The 16,768-nt window shown below is 66.0% G+C and carries 12 protein-coding genes; 3 read left to right on the forward strand and 9 right to left on the reverse strand.

The genetic code is table 11. The features are described 5' to 3' along the window. Positions 1-63: 63 nt before the first annotated feature. Together glpD and glpK are read left to right on the forward strand one after the other, a co-directional pair. A complete protein-coding gene (gene glpD / locus BJF92_RS22960; RefSeq protein ID WP_075637120.1) occupies positions 64-1,578 on the forward strand; it encodes a glycerol-3-phosphate dehydrogenase in 1,515 nt (504 codons plus the stop codon). Positions 1,579-1,754: 176 nt separating this feature from the next. Then, on the forward strand, positions 1,755-3,245 hold the full coding sequence (gene glpK, locus BJF92_RS22965) for a glycerol kinase GlpK (protein ID WP_075637090.1): 1,491 nt from the start codon (positions 1,755-1,757) through the stop codon (positions 3,243-3,245). Positions 3,246-3,555: 310 nt separating this feature from the next. Here the strand turns inward: glpK and BJF92_RS22970 are convergent, their stop codons facing one another. The 3 genes from BJF92_RS22970 to BJF92_RS22980 form a co-directional block, all read right to left on the reverse strand. Further along, on the reverse strand, positions 3,556-4,221 hold the full coding sequence (locus BJF92_RS22970; RefSeq protein ID WP_210187606.1) for a hypothetical protein: 666 nt from the start codon (positions 4,219-4,221) through the stop codon (positions 3,556-3,558). A 74-nt stretch (positions 4,222-4,295) separates the two neighbouring features. Further along, on the reverse strand, positions 4,296-5,939 hold the full coding sequence (locus tag BJF92_RS22975; RefSeq protein ID WP_075637092.1) for a rhamnosyltransferase WsaF family glycosyltransferase: 1,644 nt from the start codon (positions 5,937-5,939) through the stop codon (positions 4,296-4,298). Positions 5,940-5,956: 17 nt separating this feature from the next. Then, positions 5,957-7,444 (reverse strand): hypothetical protein, encoded by a 1,488-nt coding sequence (locus BJF92_RS22980; protein WP_075637093.1) that lies wholly within the window; start codon positions 7,442-7,444, stop codon positions 5,957-5,959. Positions 7,445-7,538: 94 nt separating this feature from the next. On the opposite strand from BJF92_RS22980, the gene BJF92_RS22985 reads away from it, so the two are divergent. Further along, complete coding sequence (locus BJF92_RS22985; RefSeq protein WP_143524168.1) at positions 7,539-8,009, forward strand: hypothetical protein; 471 nt, start codon at positions 7,539-7,541, stop codon at positions 8,007-8,009. A 318-nt stretch (positions 8,010-8,327) separates the two neighbouring features. Here the strand turns inward: BJF92_RS22985 and cysC are convergent, their stop codons facing one another. The 6 genes from cysC to BJF92_RS23020 form a co-directional block, all read right to left on the reverse strand. Beyond that, a complete protein-coding gene (gene cysC, locus BJF92_RS22995) occupies positions 8,328-10,187 on the reverse strand; it encodes an adenylyl-sulfate kinase (RefSeq protein ID WP_075637096.1) in 1,860 nt (619 codons plus the stop codon). A 478-nt stretch (positions 10,188-10,665) separates the two neighbouring features. Then, complete coding sequence (gene dhaL / locus BJF92_RS23000) at positions 10,666-11,373, reverse strand: dihydroxyacetone kinase subunit DhaL (RefSeq protein WP_075637097.1); 708 nt, start codon at positions 11,371-11,373, stop codon at positions 10,666-10,668. A gap of 182 nt (positions 11,374-11,555) precedes the next feature. Beyond that, positions 11,556-13,667, reverse strand: coding sequence for a bifunctional sugar-binding transcriptional regulator/dihydroxyacetone kinase subunit DhaK (locus BJF92_RS23005; RefSeq protein ID WP_075637098.1), 2,112 nt, complete (start codon positions 13,665-13,667; stop codon positions 11,556-11,558). 579 nt (positions 13,668-14,246) lie between these two features. Next, the gene (dhaL, locus tag BJF92_RS23010; protein WP_075637099.1) at positions 14,247-14,888 is read right to left on the reverse strand and encodes a dihydroxyacetone kinase subunit DhaL; all 642 of its coding nucleotides are present in this window, start codon (positions 14,886-14,888) and stop codon (positions 14,247-14,249) included. Between the two features lie 63 nt (positions 14,889-14,951). Next, positions 14,952-15,947, reverse strand: coding sequence for a dihydroxyacetone kinase subunit DhaK (locus BJF92_RS23015; protein ID WP_075637100.1), 996 nt, complete (start codon positions 15,945-15,947; stop codon positions 14,952-14,954). 42 nt (positions 15,948-15,989) lie between these two features. Further along, positions 15,990-16,763, reverse strand: a complete 774-nt coding sequence (locus tag BJF92_RS23020) for an SDR family oxidoreductase (RefSeq protein WP_075637101.1) — start codon at positions 16,761-16,763, stop codon at positions 15,990-15,992. Positions 16,764-16,768 lie beyond the last annotated feature (5 nt).

Raw genomic sequence — 16,768 nt, forward strand, 5'->3', positions numbered from 1 at the left:
GCTTCAGTTTCGAGAAGCAATAAGTTCGGCGCCCTTCTGCGGCATCCGGGCGGTGGAGAGATGATGTCAGGCGAGAAGCTGCAGGATCTGTTCGTCATTGGCGGCGGCATCAATGGCTGCGGCATCGCGCGCGATGCGGCTGGACGCGGCTATTCGGTCACTCTGGCCGAGATGAAGGATTTCGCCTCCGGCACCTCATCGGCCTCCACCAAGCTGATTCATGGCGGCCTGCGCTATCTCGAACATTACGAATTCCGCCTGGTGCGCGAGGCGCTGATGGAGCGGGAGGTGCTCTGGGCCATGGCGCCGCACATCATCTGGCCCATGCGCTTCGTGCTGCCCTTCCAGAAGGGCGGCGTGCGGCCGGCCTGGCTGGTGCGGCTGGGCCTGTTTCTTTACGACCATATTGGCGGGCGCAAGCGGTTGCCGGCCACCCGCACGCTTGACCTGCGCCGCGATCCGGCCGGCAGGGCGCTGAAGCCGATCTTCCGCAAGGCTTTCGAATATTCCGACGGCTGGGTCGACGATGCGCGGATGGTGGTGCTGAATGCGCGCGACGCCGCGGCGCGCGGCGCCCGCATTCTCAACCGCACCCAGGTGATCGCCGCGCGGCGGGAACAGGGCGGCTGGACCATCGAGACGCGCAATGCCGAAGGCGAGTTGGAAACGCACCGCGCCCGCATGCTGGTCAATGCCGCCGGCCCCTGGGTGGACCAGGTGCTGTCGGGCGTTCTGGCGCGCAATGATGCGCGCAATGTCCGTCTGGTCCAGGGCAGCCATATCGTCGTCAGGCGCAAATTCGCCGATCCGCGCGCCTTCTTCTTCCAGAACCCGGATGGCCGCATCATGTTCGCCATTCCTTACGAAGAGGATTTCACGCTGATCGGCACGACCGATCGCGACTTTACCGGCGACCCGCGCGCGATTTCCATCACCGAAGGCGAGATCGACTATCTCTGCCAGGCGGCCAGCGACTATTTCGCCGAGCCGGTGACGCGGGACGATATTGTCTGGCGCTATTCCGGCGTGCGGCCGCTGTTCAACGACGGCGCCTCCAAGGCGCAGGAGGCGACGCGCGACTATGTGCTGAAGCTGGAGGAGGGCATGGCGCCGCTGCTGAATGTCTTCGGCGGCAAGCTGACCACCTATCGCCGGCTGGCCGAGCATGCGCTGGAAAAGGTCGGCGAGGCGATCGGCGCGAAGGGCGCGGCGTGGACGGCGGGCTCGCGCCTGCCCGGCGGCCAGTTTCCGGCCGATGGCGCGGCGGCGGCCACAAGGTCGCTCATCGCGGCCTATCCCTTCCTGTCTGAGCGCCATGCCGCGCGGCTGATCCGCTGCTATGGCAGCGATGCCGCCGAACTGCTCGGCGGCGCTACCGACATCGCCGGCCTCGGTCGCCATTTCGGCGGCACGCTTTACGAGGCGGAGGTGCGCTGGCTGGTGGCGCGGGAATGGGCCATGACGGCGGAGGACATCCTCTGGCGCCGCACGAAACAGGGCCTGTTCCTCACGCAGGACGAGATGCAGGGTCTGGAAGACTATCTGCGGGGTATGGCCGTGCAACATCGGGCGGGGTAAGGGCCTAGAGGCCGGGCCTACGGGCTTCGCTTGCCCCGGCGATGCGCACCGCCCTGGGAGGGGCGGCGTTCGCGGGCGCGGGAGCGCGGCGGCAGGCCGAAGACTTGAAGCGACTGCCTCGCCGGGCGAACAGCCGGCCGAGCGCGTCGCGCGACGATATCAGGGAGGAGAACATCATGGGCGGCTATATCCTGGCCATCGATCAGGGCACCACATCCACGCGCGCCATGGTCTTCGACGGTCAGATGCGCGTGGCGGGCCGCGCGCAGCGGGAGTTTCCGCAGCATTTTCCGGCCTCCGGCTGGGTGGAGCACGATCCCGAGGACATCTGGAACAGCGTGGTCGAGACCGTAAGGCTGGCGCTGGCCGATGCCGGTCTGGGCGCCAAGGACATCGCCGCCATCGGCATCACCAACCAGCGCGAGACCACTTTGGTCTGGGACCGCCAGACCGGCGCGCCGCTTCACCGCGCCATCGTCTGGCAGGACCGGCGCAGCGCGCCGATCTGCGAGGCACTGAAGCGCGACGGGCTGGAGCCGGTCTTTACTGAAAGGACCGGCCTGCTGCTCGACCCCTATTTCTCCGGCACGAAGATCACCTGGCTGCTCGATCATGTGGACGGGCTGAAGGCGCGGGCCGAGCGGGGCGAGATCTGCTTCGGCACGGTCGACAGTTTCCTGATCTTCCGCCTGACCGGCGGGCGCCGCCATGTGACCGACGCCACCAATGCCGCGCGCACCCTGCTTTATGATATCGGCCGTAATGCATGGGATGCGGAACTGGCCGGCCTGCTCGGCGTGCCGCTCGCCATGCTGCCGGAGGTGCTGGACTGCGCCGCCGATTTCGGCGTGACCGACCCCGCGCTGTTCGGGGCCGAAATTCCGATCCTCGGCGTGGCCGGCGACCAGCAGGCCGCCGTGATCGGCAATGCCTGCTTCGAGCCGGGCATGATGAAATCCACCTATGGCACCGGCTGCTTCGCTTTGCTCAACACCGGCACGGATCGCGTGGCCTCCACCAGCCGCCTGCTGACCACCATCGCCTACCGGCTGGATGGAGTCACCACCTATGCGCTGGAGGGATCGATCTTCATCGCCGGCGCGGCCGTGCAATGGCTGCGCGACGAGATGGGCTTCATCAAGGTGGCCTCGCAGGTCAGCGCGCTGGCGGAACAGGCCGACCCCGAACAGCGGGTCTATCTCGTGCCGGCCTTCACCGGGCTCGGCGCGCCCTGGTGGGATGCCGAGGCGCGGGGCGCGATCTTCGGCCTGACGCGCGGCACCGGGCCGGCCGAATTCGCCCGCGCCGCGCTCGAAAGCGTCGCCTTCCAGACGCTGGACCTGCTCGATGCCATGCAGCAGGACTGGCAGGGCCATGACGGGCGCACGGTGCTGCGCGTGGATGGCGGCATGGTCGCCTCCGACTGGACCATGCAGCGCCTGGCCGACATCCTCGCCGCGCCCGTGGACCGCCCGCTCTTCCTCGAAACCACGATTCTCGGCGCCGCCTGGCTCGCCGGCGCCCGCGCCGGCCTCTGGCCGGACGCCAAGGGCTTCGCCGAGCGCTGGCACCGCGACCGCCGCTTCGCCCCCGGCATGGCCGCGCCCGAACGCGAAGCTGCCATCGCCGGCTGGCGCGACAGCGTGCGCCGCTGCCTGTCGGCGTGAGGTCCCTTCCTGTGTCTTGCCTGGATCGGGCACCGGCGATCCTTCCGGTCGGGGACTGTCACGCAAATACAAACGCCGGCTTTCCGGTTACGACATGCGACAAGACGAGGCATTACGGCGCTATCCGATCTGTTTCACTCGGGTCGGCGTATCTTAAAAGATTTTTACTTAAAGAATTACCTTCTCGATCGTCGTTTTAATCAGATCGAATTATGCTTCGGAAGTAATAACCGTCCGCATGTGAGAAGAGCGGTTAAGGTCGAGCGTTCCAGCACGCTCTTTCCCGCCGCAGTAAAGGCAGGCCATTGCCTCAGAAACTCGTGATGAAGCCGGGAAGTTCGAAAGTTGAGCCTTTCAGCAGGCGGCTGTAGCGCGCGCCGAGATCGAAGGTGAGATCCGCCACATGCAACCGGCTCAGCTTGCGCATGACCGGTGGCAGGCTGTTGGGCCAGCGCAGGGCGAAGCCGACATTCCCGTTGTTCATCCCCAAGCTCAGCAGATCGGCACGGAACTGATCCGCCTTGAAGGTGAACTCATAAGCCGGCGCATCCGAGCCGGGGTGGGTGGCGCGCAGAGAGACCGTCGGTGCATCATCTGGTATTGCCGGGTTCCAGCACCAGCCGCGAAAACCGATCTGGTCCACATGATCGATGCGCAGATCAGCGCGCAGCGTCACCGCATTGCGACCGCCGGCGGCAACTTCGCGTCGAATATCGGTTCCCACGATGGAAACGATGATGGGGGAGCGGCCGGGTGCCAGACGGTCGGGATCGATCAGACAGCTGAAGCCATGCCCCATGGCCTCATCGACCGCCACGAAGGCTTCGACCTGGCTCAGGCTCATGTCGGCCAAACATCGCGCGAAAGCAGCTCCGTCCTGGCTGAGGACGATCTCGTAGGCGTGGGAGCTGCCGCCGACCTCGTAGGCCCAGCCCGTCAGTTTCCGCCCCTGCAGCTTGACGATCAGTCGTGTCATCTTGACTTCCATTTTCGACCTGCCATTGCGCCGACAACAGCGCAACTTCGCATGTGCCTGTTCGAGCCCAAGGCTCACTGATGGGCTTGCAGATGGATGATGTTGACCCACCGGCACCAGCCGAAGTCCTGGGGCGAACCCTCCGGAAGACGCACGGCAATATGCAGATCGAGCGGCACGGCCGAAGGCTCCGGCAGCTGCAATTGCAGAAGAACATCTGCGCCCGGCGTCACTTCGGTCCAGCCGCTTCCCATAGGCGACGACCAGATCTGCTCATCCGGTCGGCGGATGATGTCCTCGTCGTCGATGGCCGGAACGGCGGCCATGGCGAATTCGGTCGGCGAGGCCTTGGGATGGGCCAGGCGCACCACGGCGATGGCCGAGAGCGTGCCGGCGGGCAGGGCGTGCGGCAGAACAGCCGTCGTCGCCGTCGCCTGATGCGAATTCAGCTGAAGCGATCCGTCCACTTCCAGCGTCACCATGTCCCAGATGAAGCCGGCGGGCTTGGTGCTGGTCAGCTTGGCGGTCGCAAACAGGGCAGCGGAAGGCTCCACGCTGGTCGATGCCTGGCTGATCGTCGCCTTCTCGCTTTGAAACTCCCGCGTCTGATCCTCGCAGAAGGCGCGAACGCGGTCGACCTCATAAGCGGGGGCAATGACCGGCGCGCTGCGATAGCGCGGCGCCATGTCCGTGCGGGGCTGCGGCTGCTCGCCATTGGCGACCTTTTCCACGAAAGCGGCGAACTGCTGCATTTCGTGCTGCAGCGACAGGCCGGAAACGCTCTCATGGCCCAGGCGCGACAGGCGCGCGCCCAGCTGCTCGTCGACGACCAGCGACGACAAGGCGTGGGCAATCGACTCGGGCGTCTGATGCGCGAGCAGCAGCTGGTTGCTCTTGTAGTCGTGCAGGTTGTTCGCGCGGTAGATATCGACCACGGGCAGGCCGCAACCCATCATCTCGAAGGGAATGCGCGAGGGGTTGGACGCGCTGATGCAAAGGCCGGCGCGCGAGGCGTTGTAGAGGTCGTTCAGTTCCTTGGGCGAAACGATGCCGAGATTGACGGTCGGATACCAGAGATAGGCCGGCGCATCGCTGCCATACAGGACGATCTCGTAATCGGGGTGGAAGCTCTTGAAGATGCCCAGCGCTTCCAGCCCGAGCTGCGCGCAGCGGCGCGGCTTTTCCGGCTGATAGATGAAGCAGACCCGCTTCGGCCTTTCGGCATAGGGCTGGCTCAGGCTGTAGACCTCGTCATCATAGCAGAAGTCCATCGTATAGCTGTTGACGCCATATTGCTTCTGCTGCCGCTTGGCCAGCCAGTGACCGAGCGTGATGAAGGATGAATTGAACAGGAAGTTGTTCTCGGCATAGAGGAAGGCGTCGCCCACCGGGTTGAACCAGCCCTCGATGTCCTGGATGAGATGCACCATCTTGCCGCCGAAATGCCGGCGGATCATCGGCGGCGTATCCCAGCGGGTGGCCACGGCCAGATCGGCATTGTGCAGGCCGAAGGGAAACTGCCCGCAATGAAGCCCGCTGATGCCGAAATAGGCTTCGACCAGCTGCGAGACATTGGTCCCGATCGGCTTGCCGTCCGCCAGGAACGACACGGTCACCTCATGCCCGTTGCGCATCAGCGCGTGGGCATAGTTCAGGATAGTTCTGACACCGCCGGATCCCTTGATCGGCGCGGGAGAAATGACAACGATCTTAGCCATGAGGCGTGATGATCCCTTTAAATTTTCCGCACGCAGCAGATAACGGAAACCGGCGACAGCATCCCGAAGAGGCTGTCATAAATGGCGGACTGCTTGCCTTCGGCACGCACGACGAAGCTGCCTCCGGGCGGCAGATCTGACGGCATGTGCGCCGTTTCCGGCTTGTCCATGAACAGAGGCATGATCACCTTCTCGATCCGGGCGCGCGTCGCCGTATTGTAGTAGGAGATCAGCACGGCTTCGACACGCAGCATGTCGTTGCCGGTGTTTTCGAAGATGAAGCTGCTCGTCAGCAGGCAGATGCGCGCATTGGGGACGATGGCGCAGCCATCGGCGGAAAAGAAGATCTGGCGATCGACGAATTCCGCTGGCTCCCCCTCGGCCATGACGCCCAGCCTGACGGGATAGCTGTATTCCTGCTGGGTATGGCGGCCGCCCATCATCCTGATCACGAGCGAATCCGCCAGAGCGGGACGCGAGCGGCGCAGCTCCGGCACCTTCCAGTAGGAGCGCGATTCCAGGAACTGCTGAACCGTGGCGTAACGGGCGAACGTCTCCCAATAGGGTGACGACAGGCCTTCGACATTGCGCGACAGGTTGTTTTCGTCGTGCGACCAGCGGCCGATCATCGTCAGCTCGTCGAAGGTCGGGAAGGCGACCAGACCGCCATAGGCATTGCGGTAATCGACGGGATCGATCAGCAGCTCGGCCAGACCATTGTCGCGCGCCTGCTGCGACACCTGGCCGTAGAGCGCGATCGCCCTGCGTGCGGCGTTTCTCAGCCGGCGCAGATCGATGCGCTGCTGCAGCGTCTTCGTATCCTCGCCGAAGACGGGATCGCCATCGGCGGAATAGGTTTTGACCGCGCCCAGTTCGGAGGAGCAGACCTGCTCGATGATTTCCTTGCAGTGCAGGCCGAGCAATTCGCTGCGCTGGGGCTGGCCTGCATTGTAAAGCCAGCCCTTCGCCCGCAGGCCGGCCAGCTGTTCCTCGATGCAGCCCGCATCGCTGGCAAGGTAAAGCCCGTGCAGGGTGACATCGTAGCCGCAGGCGCGCAGGACCTTTTCCAGCAGGCGCTGCGATTTGCCGGTCCAGCCGACATCGACGGCATAGAGCGTCGTGTGGCCCGGCTGGACGCCATAGCGGGCGAAGACGTCATCGACAAAGACCTTGAAGATGTCGCGCTGCGCCTGGGCATAGGCGAGCGTCGCCGCCTTCAGTCCCTGATGGCGCTGCATGCAGGCGATCAGCGTGTGGGTTATCATCGCGCCGTGCAACAGCGGATAGTCGAGCATCACGCCTTCGATGCCGAATTCATCGGCGTCCACCGTTTCCAGCTTCACCATGGTGCAGAAGGAGCGGATGGTGAAGGGCGTGCGGCGTGAGAGAATGAAGGTGCGGATTTCCTCCTGCGAATAATCGAAGAAGGCCGCCGGGAAGACGATGGAGCGGGAGGACAGGAAAGGCCGGCTGATCGTCTCGCGACGGCCGGTGGCGGCCGCCACCGTGTTGATGGCCTCGCTGAGGAAAAGCCCTTCGCGTGTCAGGCAGAGGATCGGCCCTTCGCCATTCCGGCAGGCAGTTCAGGTCCTTCAGAAGATGCCCGAACAGGCCGTTTTCCTTGTCCAGCCGGAAGGTCGAGGAGCACAGAACCTCCTCCTCGGCAAACGGCACGGCGGTCTTGCCCCGCAAAAGCGCATGGAGTTCGTCGGGGCAGAGATAGGTGTTGGACAGAACGCGGATCGTCTTGCCGGCCTGGCGCGCATAGGTCAGTGCCTGATCGACCAGCGGATCGACGAAGGTCAGGTTCGCCTCATGCCGCACCTCTTCGCGCGCCAGCGCGGCGCGCGTCTCGGCGGAGAAGCCGGTATATTCGGCATAGATTTCGGCCAGGGTCACTTCGTGAAAAAGGCCCGCCTGTTCCCTGCGCTCGCGGGCGCGGCGCTCGGCCAGAATCCGGCCGCGGCGAAAGGCATCGGGCGAGATCGTGTCGTGAAGAAGACCGAGCGAGAGGAGCGTCTCGCCCAGCTTGGCGAAGCTGTCGCTCGGCTGGCGGAAAGGCCGCCATAAGATGGTGTCGAAACAGTCGAAGATGACGGCCTTGATGCCTGCCTGGTCGCAAAGTGCCTTAAGATCGACAGGAAATGAGACTCCGCTTCATCCTGATAGCTGTCGATTCCGACCAGAGTCTCATAGTCTTTAACGCTCCGGTGAAGCGGGAGCTGGTCTATCTGCACGCCTTCTGGAATAGGAATTGCCTCGATCGCAATTCAATCTCGCCGTGTCCGCAGGCCATTGTTGCAACCAACGGCTTTCGAGCGCTCTGCAGACGGATGTAGAATAACTGTGATGGCAGGAGCAAGCAGGCCTGACGAAAAAATCCTTGATTTAGCGAGGCCTGAAGGGGTCGACCGGGGTCGGTGTGTTGCGCATCAGTCGGTCGAGGAGGAAGTCGACCAGGAGATCCGCCGCCGCCGCCGCCGACAGGATCGCGGTGTCCAGCACGAGTTCGGCCGTTTCCGGCTCCTCATAGGGGCTGTCGATGCCGGTGAAGTTCTTCAGCTCCCCCGCCCGGGCCTTGCGATAGAGGCCCTTGGGGTCGCGGGATTCGGCGAGTTCGACGGAGGCCTTGACATGGACCTCGATGAATTCGCCCGGGGCCATCAGCTTGCGCGCCATCTGCCGGTCGCTCCTGAAGGGCGAGATGAAGGCGCACAACACGATCAGCCCGGCATCGCTCATCAGGCGGGCCACCTCCGCCACGCGGCGGATGTTTTCCACGCGGTCCGGCTCGGTGAAGCCGAGGTCGCGGTTCAGGCCGTGGCGCATATTGTCGCCATCGAGGAGGAAGGTGTGCTTGCCGGCTGCCGCCAGCTTCAGTTCGGCCAGGTTGGCGATGGCCGATTTCCCCGCGCCGGAGAGCCCGGTCATCCAGACCACCAGCGGCGCCTGATGCTTCATCGCCGCGCGGCGGCTGCGGTCGATGGCAAGCGCCTGCCAGTGAATATTGTCGGCGCGGCGCAGCGCCTGGTGGATCCGGCCAAGGCCGACGATGCGGCCGGTGGCGGAATCGGTCAGGTAGAAGCAGCTGAGGCCATTGCTGTCGACGTCGAAGGCCAGTGGCGTTTCGAGCGCCATATGCGCCATGCCCATGGCAAAACATCCGAGGCTTTCGGCCTCCACAGGGTCGGCCATGTCGAGATCGGCGGCAGCTCTCAGCCGTGTGACCGAGGCGGTGGCGGACTGGCCGCCGAGGTCGAGACCATAGCTGCGCCCGGGCAGAAGCGGCTCCGAATCAAACCAGGCGATCGCGGCCTCGAACTGGTCGGTCACTTCGCAAGGCCGGTCGGCCGGAACGATGATCTGTCCCGGTTGGCAGGCCACCGGCTCTGACAACGTCAGGCGCAGGGCGGCGGGGCCGGTGACGCGGCGCGGCGCAGGCTCCAGCGACACCAACGCGCCCACCGAGGACAGCATGCCGCCCGGCAGGATGCGGATCGATTCGCCCGCCGCGATCCGGCCCTGGCAGACCGTGCCTTCGACGGCCGGCGCCTCCGGCCGGCTGCGATCGAAGGCGGTCACCGCCAGGCGGAAGGGCTGATCTTCCTGCTGCATGAAGCGCGCCGTCTCGGCCTCGATGACCGCGCCAAGCGTCGGCCCGGCAAACCACTCGGGGGTCGCTGCGGTCCTTTCGCGGCCTTCGGATCGTGCGGACAGGGCGTTGAACAGCGGAACCAGCGGTGGCATCGCACGATCGCCACAGAGCGTGGCCAGTTCCGCACGGATCGTTTCGACACTGGCGCGCCCGTCCTCGATGGCATCGAGGCCCGTCAGCACGATGACGAGGCCGCCCCGGCGAAACAGGTGGTGGCGGATCAGCAGGTTGCCCATCGCATCGCGGTTCGACTCGCGGACATCGACCGCCAAAAGCACGAGGTCGGCCATGATCAGCGCCTCAAGCCGCGCAAGCGGGGTCTCGCCCGCCTCGTCCTCGCTCTGCTCGATCGTCCAGCTCTGCTGCGCGTCACCCTGCGGGGACTGCTGTGCCTTTGGCGAGAGCCATGTCAGGCCGGCCTCGTCGGCCAGCGCCTTGGCCAGTTGCGCACGGCCCTCACCGGGCGTGCCGCAGATCAGCAGCGTGCCTGCCGTGCCGGCGCGCGGCGCGGCGGGCGGCGCAGACGCCTGTGTGCTTTCGCCTGCAGCGCGCCGAAAGGCCGATGTCAGGCTGTAGAAGGAAAGCTTTGTCATCCCTGTGAGCGCTGCCAGAGTCAGGATGATGTTTCTCCCTGTCGAAAAGGACGTTGCAACCCAGAGGCGGTCTTTCGTCGGACGCAGACGGCCTTCCCTGCAGCCCGCTCGACGTGCGCCGCTGCTTAAAGGTCAACCATCAATCTTGAGCCTGACTTATCTGTTACACTGGACATCGAGACTGCAAAACAAAAATTGCACAAGCGCGAGATTTCTCGACAGGATGTAAAAAGCTGCCGTTTTCCCCACAATCGCCTGTCCGATGGCTGCCTCTTATTTGGTTTTTATAAATAATACAATATCACAGCCCTTTGGCGGGCAGGCGATGCAATTGTGGGCTTCCCATCGCTGAAGAGATACTCATTGATGCTGAAATCTAGGCAATCCGCTGAATTCTGCTATTTCAGCGTGTTGTACCGCAAGGCGGCGGATGACGGGACTCGGCGCCGGCCTTGCGGCACCTTCCGGCTGCATCCCCTCAGGACGCGTCGGTCTGGTCTGCAAGCACCCGCGCCATGGCCTGGAGAAGGATGACGGCGGAGGCGGCGCCGGGATCGATGTGGCCGAGGGAGCGTTCTCCCAGGCGGGCGGCGCGGCCGCGGGCGGCGGTCATGGAACGGGTGGCCTCGGCGCCGGCTTCGGCTGCCGGCAGCACGGCGCGCCAAAGCGACGCGGCATCGAGGCCGGCGGCGCTCTCGGCGGCTTCGGCGGCGGGAATCCAGGCATCGAGCATGGTCTTGTCGCCACGCTGGCCCTTGCCGCGCTCGGCAATGCCGGCGGCCATGGCCTGCAGCAGCCCGGCCTGTGTGGCGGTGGAAAGCGGGGCGAGAGGGCGCGCGGCAAGCGATGGCGCTTGCGCGGGGGTGTTGGAAGCGGCCGGTTCCTGCGTCCTGAGAAAGCGGGCGGCGCGGCGGAAGGCGGTGGCATAGAGCGGGCCGGTGGAGGCGCCGACCGCGTCGAGAAAGGCGGTGGCGGCGATTTCGAACAGGGCCGATGGTGCCATCCTGTCGAGATCCTCGCGCGCAAGCGCGGCCGTCACCGCTTCGAAGCCCAGCGCCATGGTAATGCCGTGATCGGCATCGCCGATGGCGCCGTCCAGCTCGGTCAGCCAGTCGCGCGCGTCCGCCATGGCGCTGGCAATATCCCGGAACATCCGGCTGAGCTGCCGGGCCGCGTGATCGGTCATGCTGGTCTCCTCCCGCGGCCGGTCTCTGCCGTCCGCTCCTCCCTCGAGCATCTGTCGGATGCTTCCGATTTGTTCTTGCCGCGGCGGCGTCCGGAAACCGGTGCCCGCCTTCCGGTCCGAAGGCTAGCCTCGGGTCCGCCCGCATCCGCCTGCCGCGCGCGCCGGTCCGGCCTTGTCGCCGCTCACACCTTCAGGAAGGCCGTGTCGCAGGGCGCGGCCAGCAGCGCTTCCAGCTCCTCGTCCAGATGCATGACCGAGATCGATGCGCCGGCCATGTCGAGCGAGGTGCAATAATGGCCGATCCAGTTGCGGGCGATGACGATGCGCTTGGCGGCCAGGCGCTGCGCCACCCGGCGATAGAGAATATAGAGCTCCATCAGCGGCGTCGCGCCGAAGGAATTGACCAGCACGGCGACGCGGTCTCCTGGCTTCGCCTCCATTTCGGCGAAGATGCCGTCCATCACCCGGTCGACCACCGCGTCGGCGCTCATCATCCGGTCGCGCGCCACGCCGCGCTCGCCGTGAATGCCCATGCCGATCTCGATCTCGTCGGCCGAGAGCTCGAAATTGTGCCGCCGGGTCTGCGGCAGGGAGCAGGGCTCCAGCGCCACGCCCATCGTATAGGTGCGGGCATTGGCGCGCGCGGTCAGCGCAGCGCAGGCCTCCAGCGGCAGGCCGCGCTCACAGGCAGCACCCGCCGCCTTGAAGATCAGCACGTTTCCGGCGACACCGCGCCGGCCCTCGCGGTCCTCGCGCGGGGAGGAGGCGATGTCGTCGGTCGTCAGCACGGTGCGCACGGCAATGCCGTCCTCCTCCGCCATTTCCGCCGCCATCTCGAAATTCATGACGTCGCCGGCATAATTGCCATAGACGAACAGCACCCCGGCGCCGCCGGAGGCCGCGCGCGCGCAGGCCAGGATCGGCGCCGGCGGCGGGGCGGAGAAGATGTTGCCCACCGCCACCGCATCCGCCAGCCCCCGCCCGACATAGCCGAGGAAGCAGGGCTCGTGCCCGGTGCCGCCGCCGATCACCAGCCCCACCTTGCCCGGGCGCGGACCGTTGCGCGCCACCAGCGCCCGGTTCGAGCCTCCGATCGGCCTGATATGGGCGGCATGGGCCTGCACCGCGCCATCCAGCATCTCCTCCACCACATGGTCTGCCTTGTTGAGGAATTTCTTGATGTGGGTGCGCGGGCCGGTGAGAGGGGCGGGGCCGGCGCTCTCGGCCCTCTGCCGCGCCTTCGCTTCGCCCTCGCTCACGCCTTCGGCATGCAGGATGCCGCGCCCCGTGGCCGCATCGGTCACCAGCACATTGGCATAGCCGCCGCGCAGCGCGGCCAGGATCGCCGGCACCTTGTCGAAGCCGCCGGCAACCGCGATGCGCAGGCCGATGGCGGCAAGGGCGGAAAGCTCGATGCCGATGGTGCGCCCGTCCAGCGGCCCAGCCACGGGCCGGCCCTGCGCATCGATGAAGCGGCCGGCCACCCCGCCCACGGCATTCTTGGCCAGATAGTCCTGCAGCGAGACATCCTCGAAAAAGCCGCTGGTCTGGATGGTGGAATTGGGCCGCAGCGAGGAAATGCCGAACAGCGCCTTGTTGGCGCGGCCCAGCGTGGCAAACTGGTCGGCGATCAGCGGCTCGGCCATCAACCCGGCGCGCAAGGCCGGGGAGGAGACGATGGCCGGAGCGGCCAGATGCACCAGCCTGGCGCCGAGCGCGCGGGCAAGGGCTGCGGCGCAAAGCTCGGGCGTATAGGCGATGTCGGCCCGCGTGCCGCCGGTGGCCTGCACCACCGTCACATCCTGCAGCCGCGGATCCTGCGCCTGCCGTTTGATCTGGCCGGCCACCGAAAGCACGGTGCGGCCCCAGGCCACCGCCAGCGTATCGCCCGATTGCACCAGCCGGCCCAGCGCCTGGGCGCCGGCCACGCCCAGCCGGTCGATCAGCGGCCGCGCGCCATCATCGCCCGGCACGACCAGGCAATCCTCCAGCCCGAAGTGCCGCTTCAAGGCCTGGGCGACCGACAGCGCGCCGAGCCGCTCGGGTTCGAGCGCGATGTTGACGATGCCGCGCGCGCGCGCCTCGGCCAGATAGGTGTTCACCGTGGCGCGGGAAATGCCCATGATCTCGGCGATCTCGCCTTGGGTGCGGCTTTCCTCGTAATAGAGCCAGCAGGCCCAGACATAGGGATCGTCGCCATAGCGCAGCGGCACCGCCGCCGGCCCGGCGCCGGCCGCCTCCGCAGGCACCAGGCGCGGGCTGCGGCCGGGCGTTGTCGTCCTGTTGTTGGCCATGGTGTCTCCGCCGGCTGCGCCCGGCCGCTCCTGATGCGATTGCGTTCAGGCCTGTCGCGATCGTTCAGATCGGCATCAGACGGCTTGAACCCCCGTCTGCTGATAGCCTAGCATCACATTGCGGGAAATGGTCAGTCTCATCTCCCGGATTTTGTTCGCCCCGTCCCGGTCCTGTCCCCTAAAGCTTCGTTAGGCCGCAAACGGTGATCCGGCTCTCTTGGCCAAAGGTGGCAGTCGGGCCCCCGTCGGTCCTGTAGAGACGGGATTGCGGAAGGAGCCGTGAGAAACACGGCACATCGGTTCTGAACGCGCCCACCCGCTGTTGGTGACCTCCCGTCGCCCGCGCGATGTGATCCCTGAGCCGGACTGTCCCATCCCCCTCGGCGAAGCTGTCGCCGCAACGACATCACAGGGAAGGACTGTTCGCAAGCGCGCCTGCCTGCACCTGGGCTAATCTGCTTGACACCGCGAGGCCCGGCCGCCTTTGGAGAGAGAGGCGACCGGGACCGCAAGACCCGCCGGGTGCCGGGAGGACCGCCGGCGGAAGGAGGAGAAGACGGGAAGCGTCTGCGCTTCAGGTCAGCCGAGCCGGGCGCGGGCGCCTTCGCAAAGCGTCTTCAGGATGATGGCGCAGGAGGTGGCGCCGGCGTCCAGCACGCCGAGCGAGCGCTCGCCAAGCCGGCTGGCGCGGCCGATCCGGGCCACGAGGTTCAGCGTGGAATCGCGGCCCGCCTCGGCGGCGGCGACGAGGGCGTCCAGCGCCTCGGCGAAGCTCCGGCCGGCGCTCGTGGCGCCATCGAAGGCCTCGATGGCGGGCACCAGCGTGTCGATCAGCGTCTTGTCGCCCACCTTGGCCGAGCCGATCGACTGGATGCCAGCCAGACCCGCATGCAGCATGCGGCTGAAGGCGGCGGCGTCGATCGTCTCAAGCCCCTCGATCGTCTCGGCGAATTCGGTGAACATCACGCCATAGAGCGGGCCCATCGAGCCGCCGATCTCGGTCATCAGCACGGTGCCGAGCGTGTCCAGCGCGCCCGCCAGCGTCGCCTCCGTGCCCTTCAGCCGCTCGGCGGCCATGCCGAAGCCCTTGGCCATGTTCACGCCGTGGTCGCCATCGCCGATCTTGCCGTCGATCTCCGAGAGATAGGCGCGGTTTTCGATGATGCGCTCGGCCATGGCGAGCACGATGGCGCCGCCGCCGGCATTGGAAAAGCTCTGCATGGGTTCTTCCCCTCTTACAAAATGATGGTGCAGCCTATCCCCGCGGGCAGGGATGGCCGGACCTCAAAGCACCATGGTGCACCGCGCCTCGGCCTCGAGCAGCGCCTTCAGCTCGGCATCGAGCGCCATGACGGTCAGCGTCGCGCCGACCATTTCCAGCGAGGTGAAATAATTGCCGACATAGGTTTTCGCGATGGTGAGCCCGCGGGCAGTGATCTCCTCCTCGATCGTGTCGAAGAGAATATAGAGCTCGTTGAGCGGCGTGGCGCCGAGGCCGGAGACGAGCACGGCGACTTCGGTGCCGGCCGGAAGGTCGTGATCGTCGAGCACGATGCGGGCCATGTCGCGCCCGACCTCGCCCGCAGATTTCAACGGCTCCACGCGCACGCCCGGCTCGCCATGATGGCCGATGCCGACCTCCATCGTGCCGGCTTCGATCTGGAAATTGGGATGGCCGACGGCCGGCAGCGTGCAGGGGCCGAGGCCGACGCCGATCGAGCGGCAATGGTCGATGGCCTTCTGGGCGGTGGCGCGCACCTCTTCCAGGCTTGCGCCCTGCGCTGCCTTGGCGCCGCCGACCTTCCACATAAAGATCTCACCGGCGACCCCCCGGCGCTTCTCGCGCTCGTCCTTCGGCGCGGAGCAGACGTCGTCATTGGCGACCACGGTGGCCACCTCGATTCCGTCCTTGGCGGCAAGCTTGATCGCCATCTTCACGTTCATGTTGTCGCCGGCATAATTGCCATAGAGGCAGACCACGCCCTTGCCGCCATTGGCCGCGCGGATGGCATCGTGAAAGCTCTTGGCGGTGGGGGAGGAGAACAGCTCGCCCACGGCGACCGCATCCAGCATGTTGCGGCCGGTATAGCCGATGAAAGCCGGCTCATGGCCCGAGCCGCCGCCGGTGACGACGCCGACCTTGCCGGCCACCGGCGCGCCCTTGGCCACGACCACGCGCAGATTGGCAGGCGAAAGCGCCAGAAGGTCGGCATGCGCCTTGACGAAGCCCTTGACGGTATCCTCGACGACCTCGTCCGGATTGTTGATGAAGCGTTGCATGAAAACTCCTGTCATGAGCGCGCCCGAAAGAAGGGATGGCGGTCAGAGAATGGTGTAGCCGCCGTCGATCAAGAGATCGGCGCCGTTGATCATGGCAGCCCCTTCCGATGCCAGGAAGACGGCGGCGGCGGCGATTTCCTGCGGATAGGCGAAGCGGCCATTGGGAATGCGCTTTTTGGCACTCTCGCCCTTCTCGCCGGCCCAGGCCTTCTTGCCGAGCTCGGTCAGAACGATGGTGGGGGACAGCGTGTTGACGGTGATGCCGTATTTGCCCCATTCGGCGGCGAAGGTCTTGGACATGCCGATGACGCCGAATTTCGAGGCGCAATAGGCGACATGGTCCTCGATGGCCACCGTGCCGGCCTGGGAGGCAAGGTTGATGATGCGCCCGCCGCGTCCTGCGGCGATCATCGCCCGGCCCACGGCCTGGGTCACCAGGAAGCTGCCCTTCAGATTGATGTCGATGGTCTTGTCCCAATGGGCCAGCGTCAGCTCGGTGGCGGGCGCAAGCAGGGCGACGCCGGCGCTGTTGACGGCAATGTCGATGCCGCCGAAGGCGGCGAGCACATCGGCCACGGCCTGTTCCACCGAAGCGGGATCGGCCACATCGCAGACAAAGGCGCGGGCCTCGCCGGTAAGCCTTGCGGCTTGCGCCTCGGCGATCTCGCGATTGATGTCGAGCACGGCCACGCGCGCGCCCTTGGCGGACAGCGCCTCGGCCGTGGCCGCGCCGATGCCGGAGCCGCCGCCGGTGACAAGCGCGACCTTGCCGGTCAGCGGAAAGGTGAAGTCGATCTGAGGAGCGGCGTCAGTCATAGGGA

The sequence above is a fragment of the Xaviernesmea rhizosphaerae genome, from assembly GCF_001938945.1.
GTDB classification, from domain to species: Bacteria; Pseudomonadota; Alphaproteobacteria; order Rhizobiales; family Rhizobiaceae; genus Xaviernesmea; species Xaviernesmea rhizosphaerae.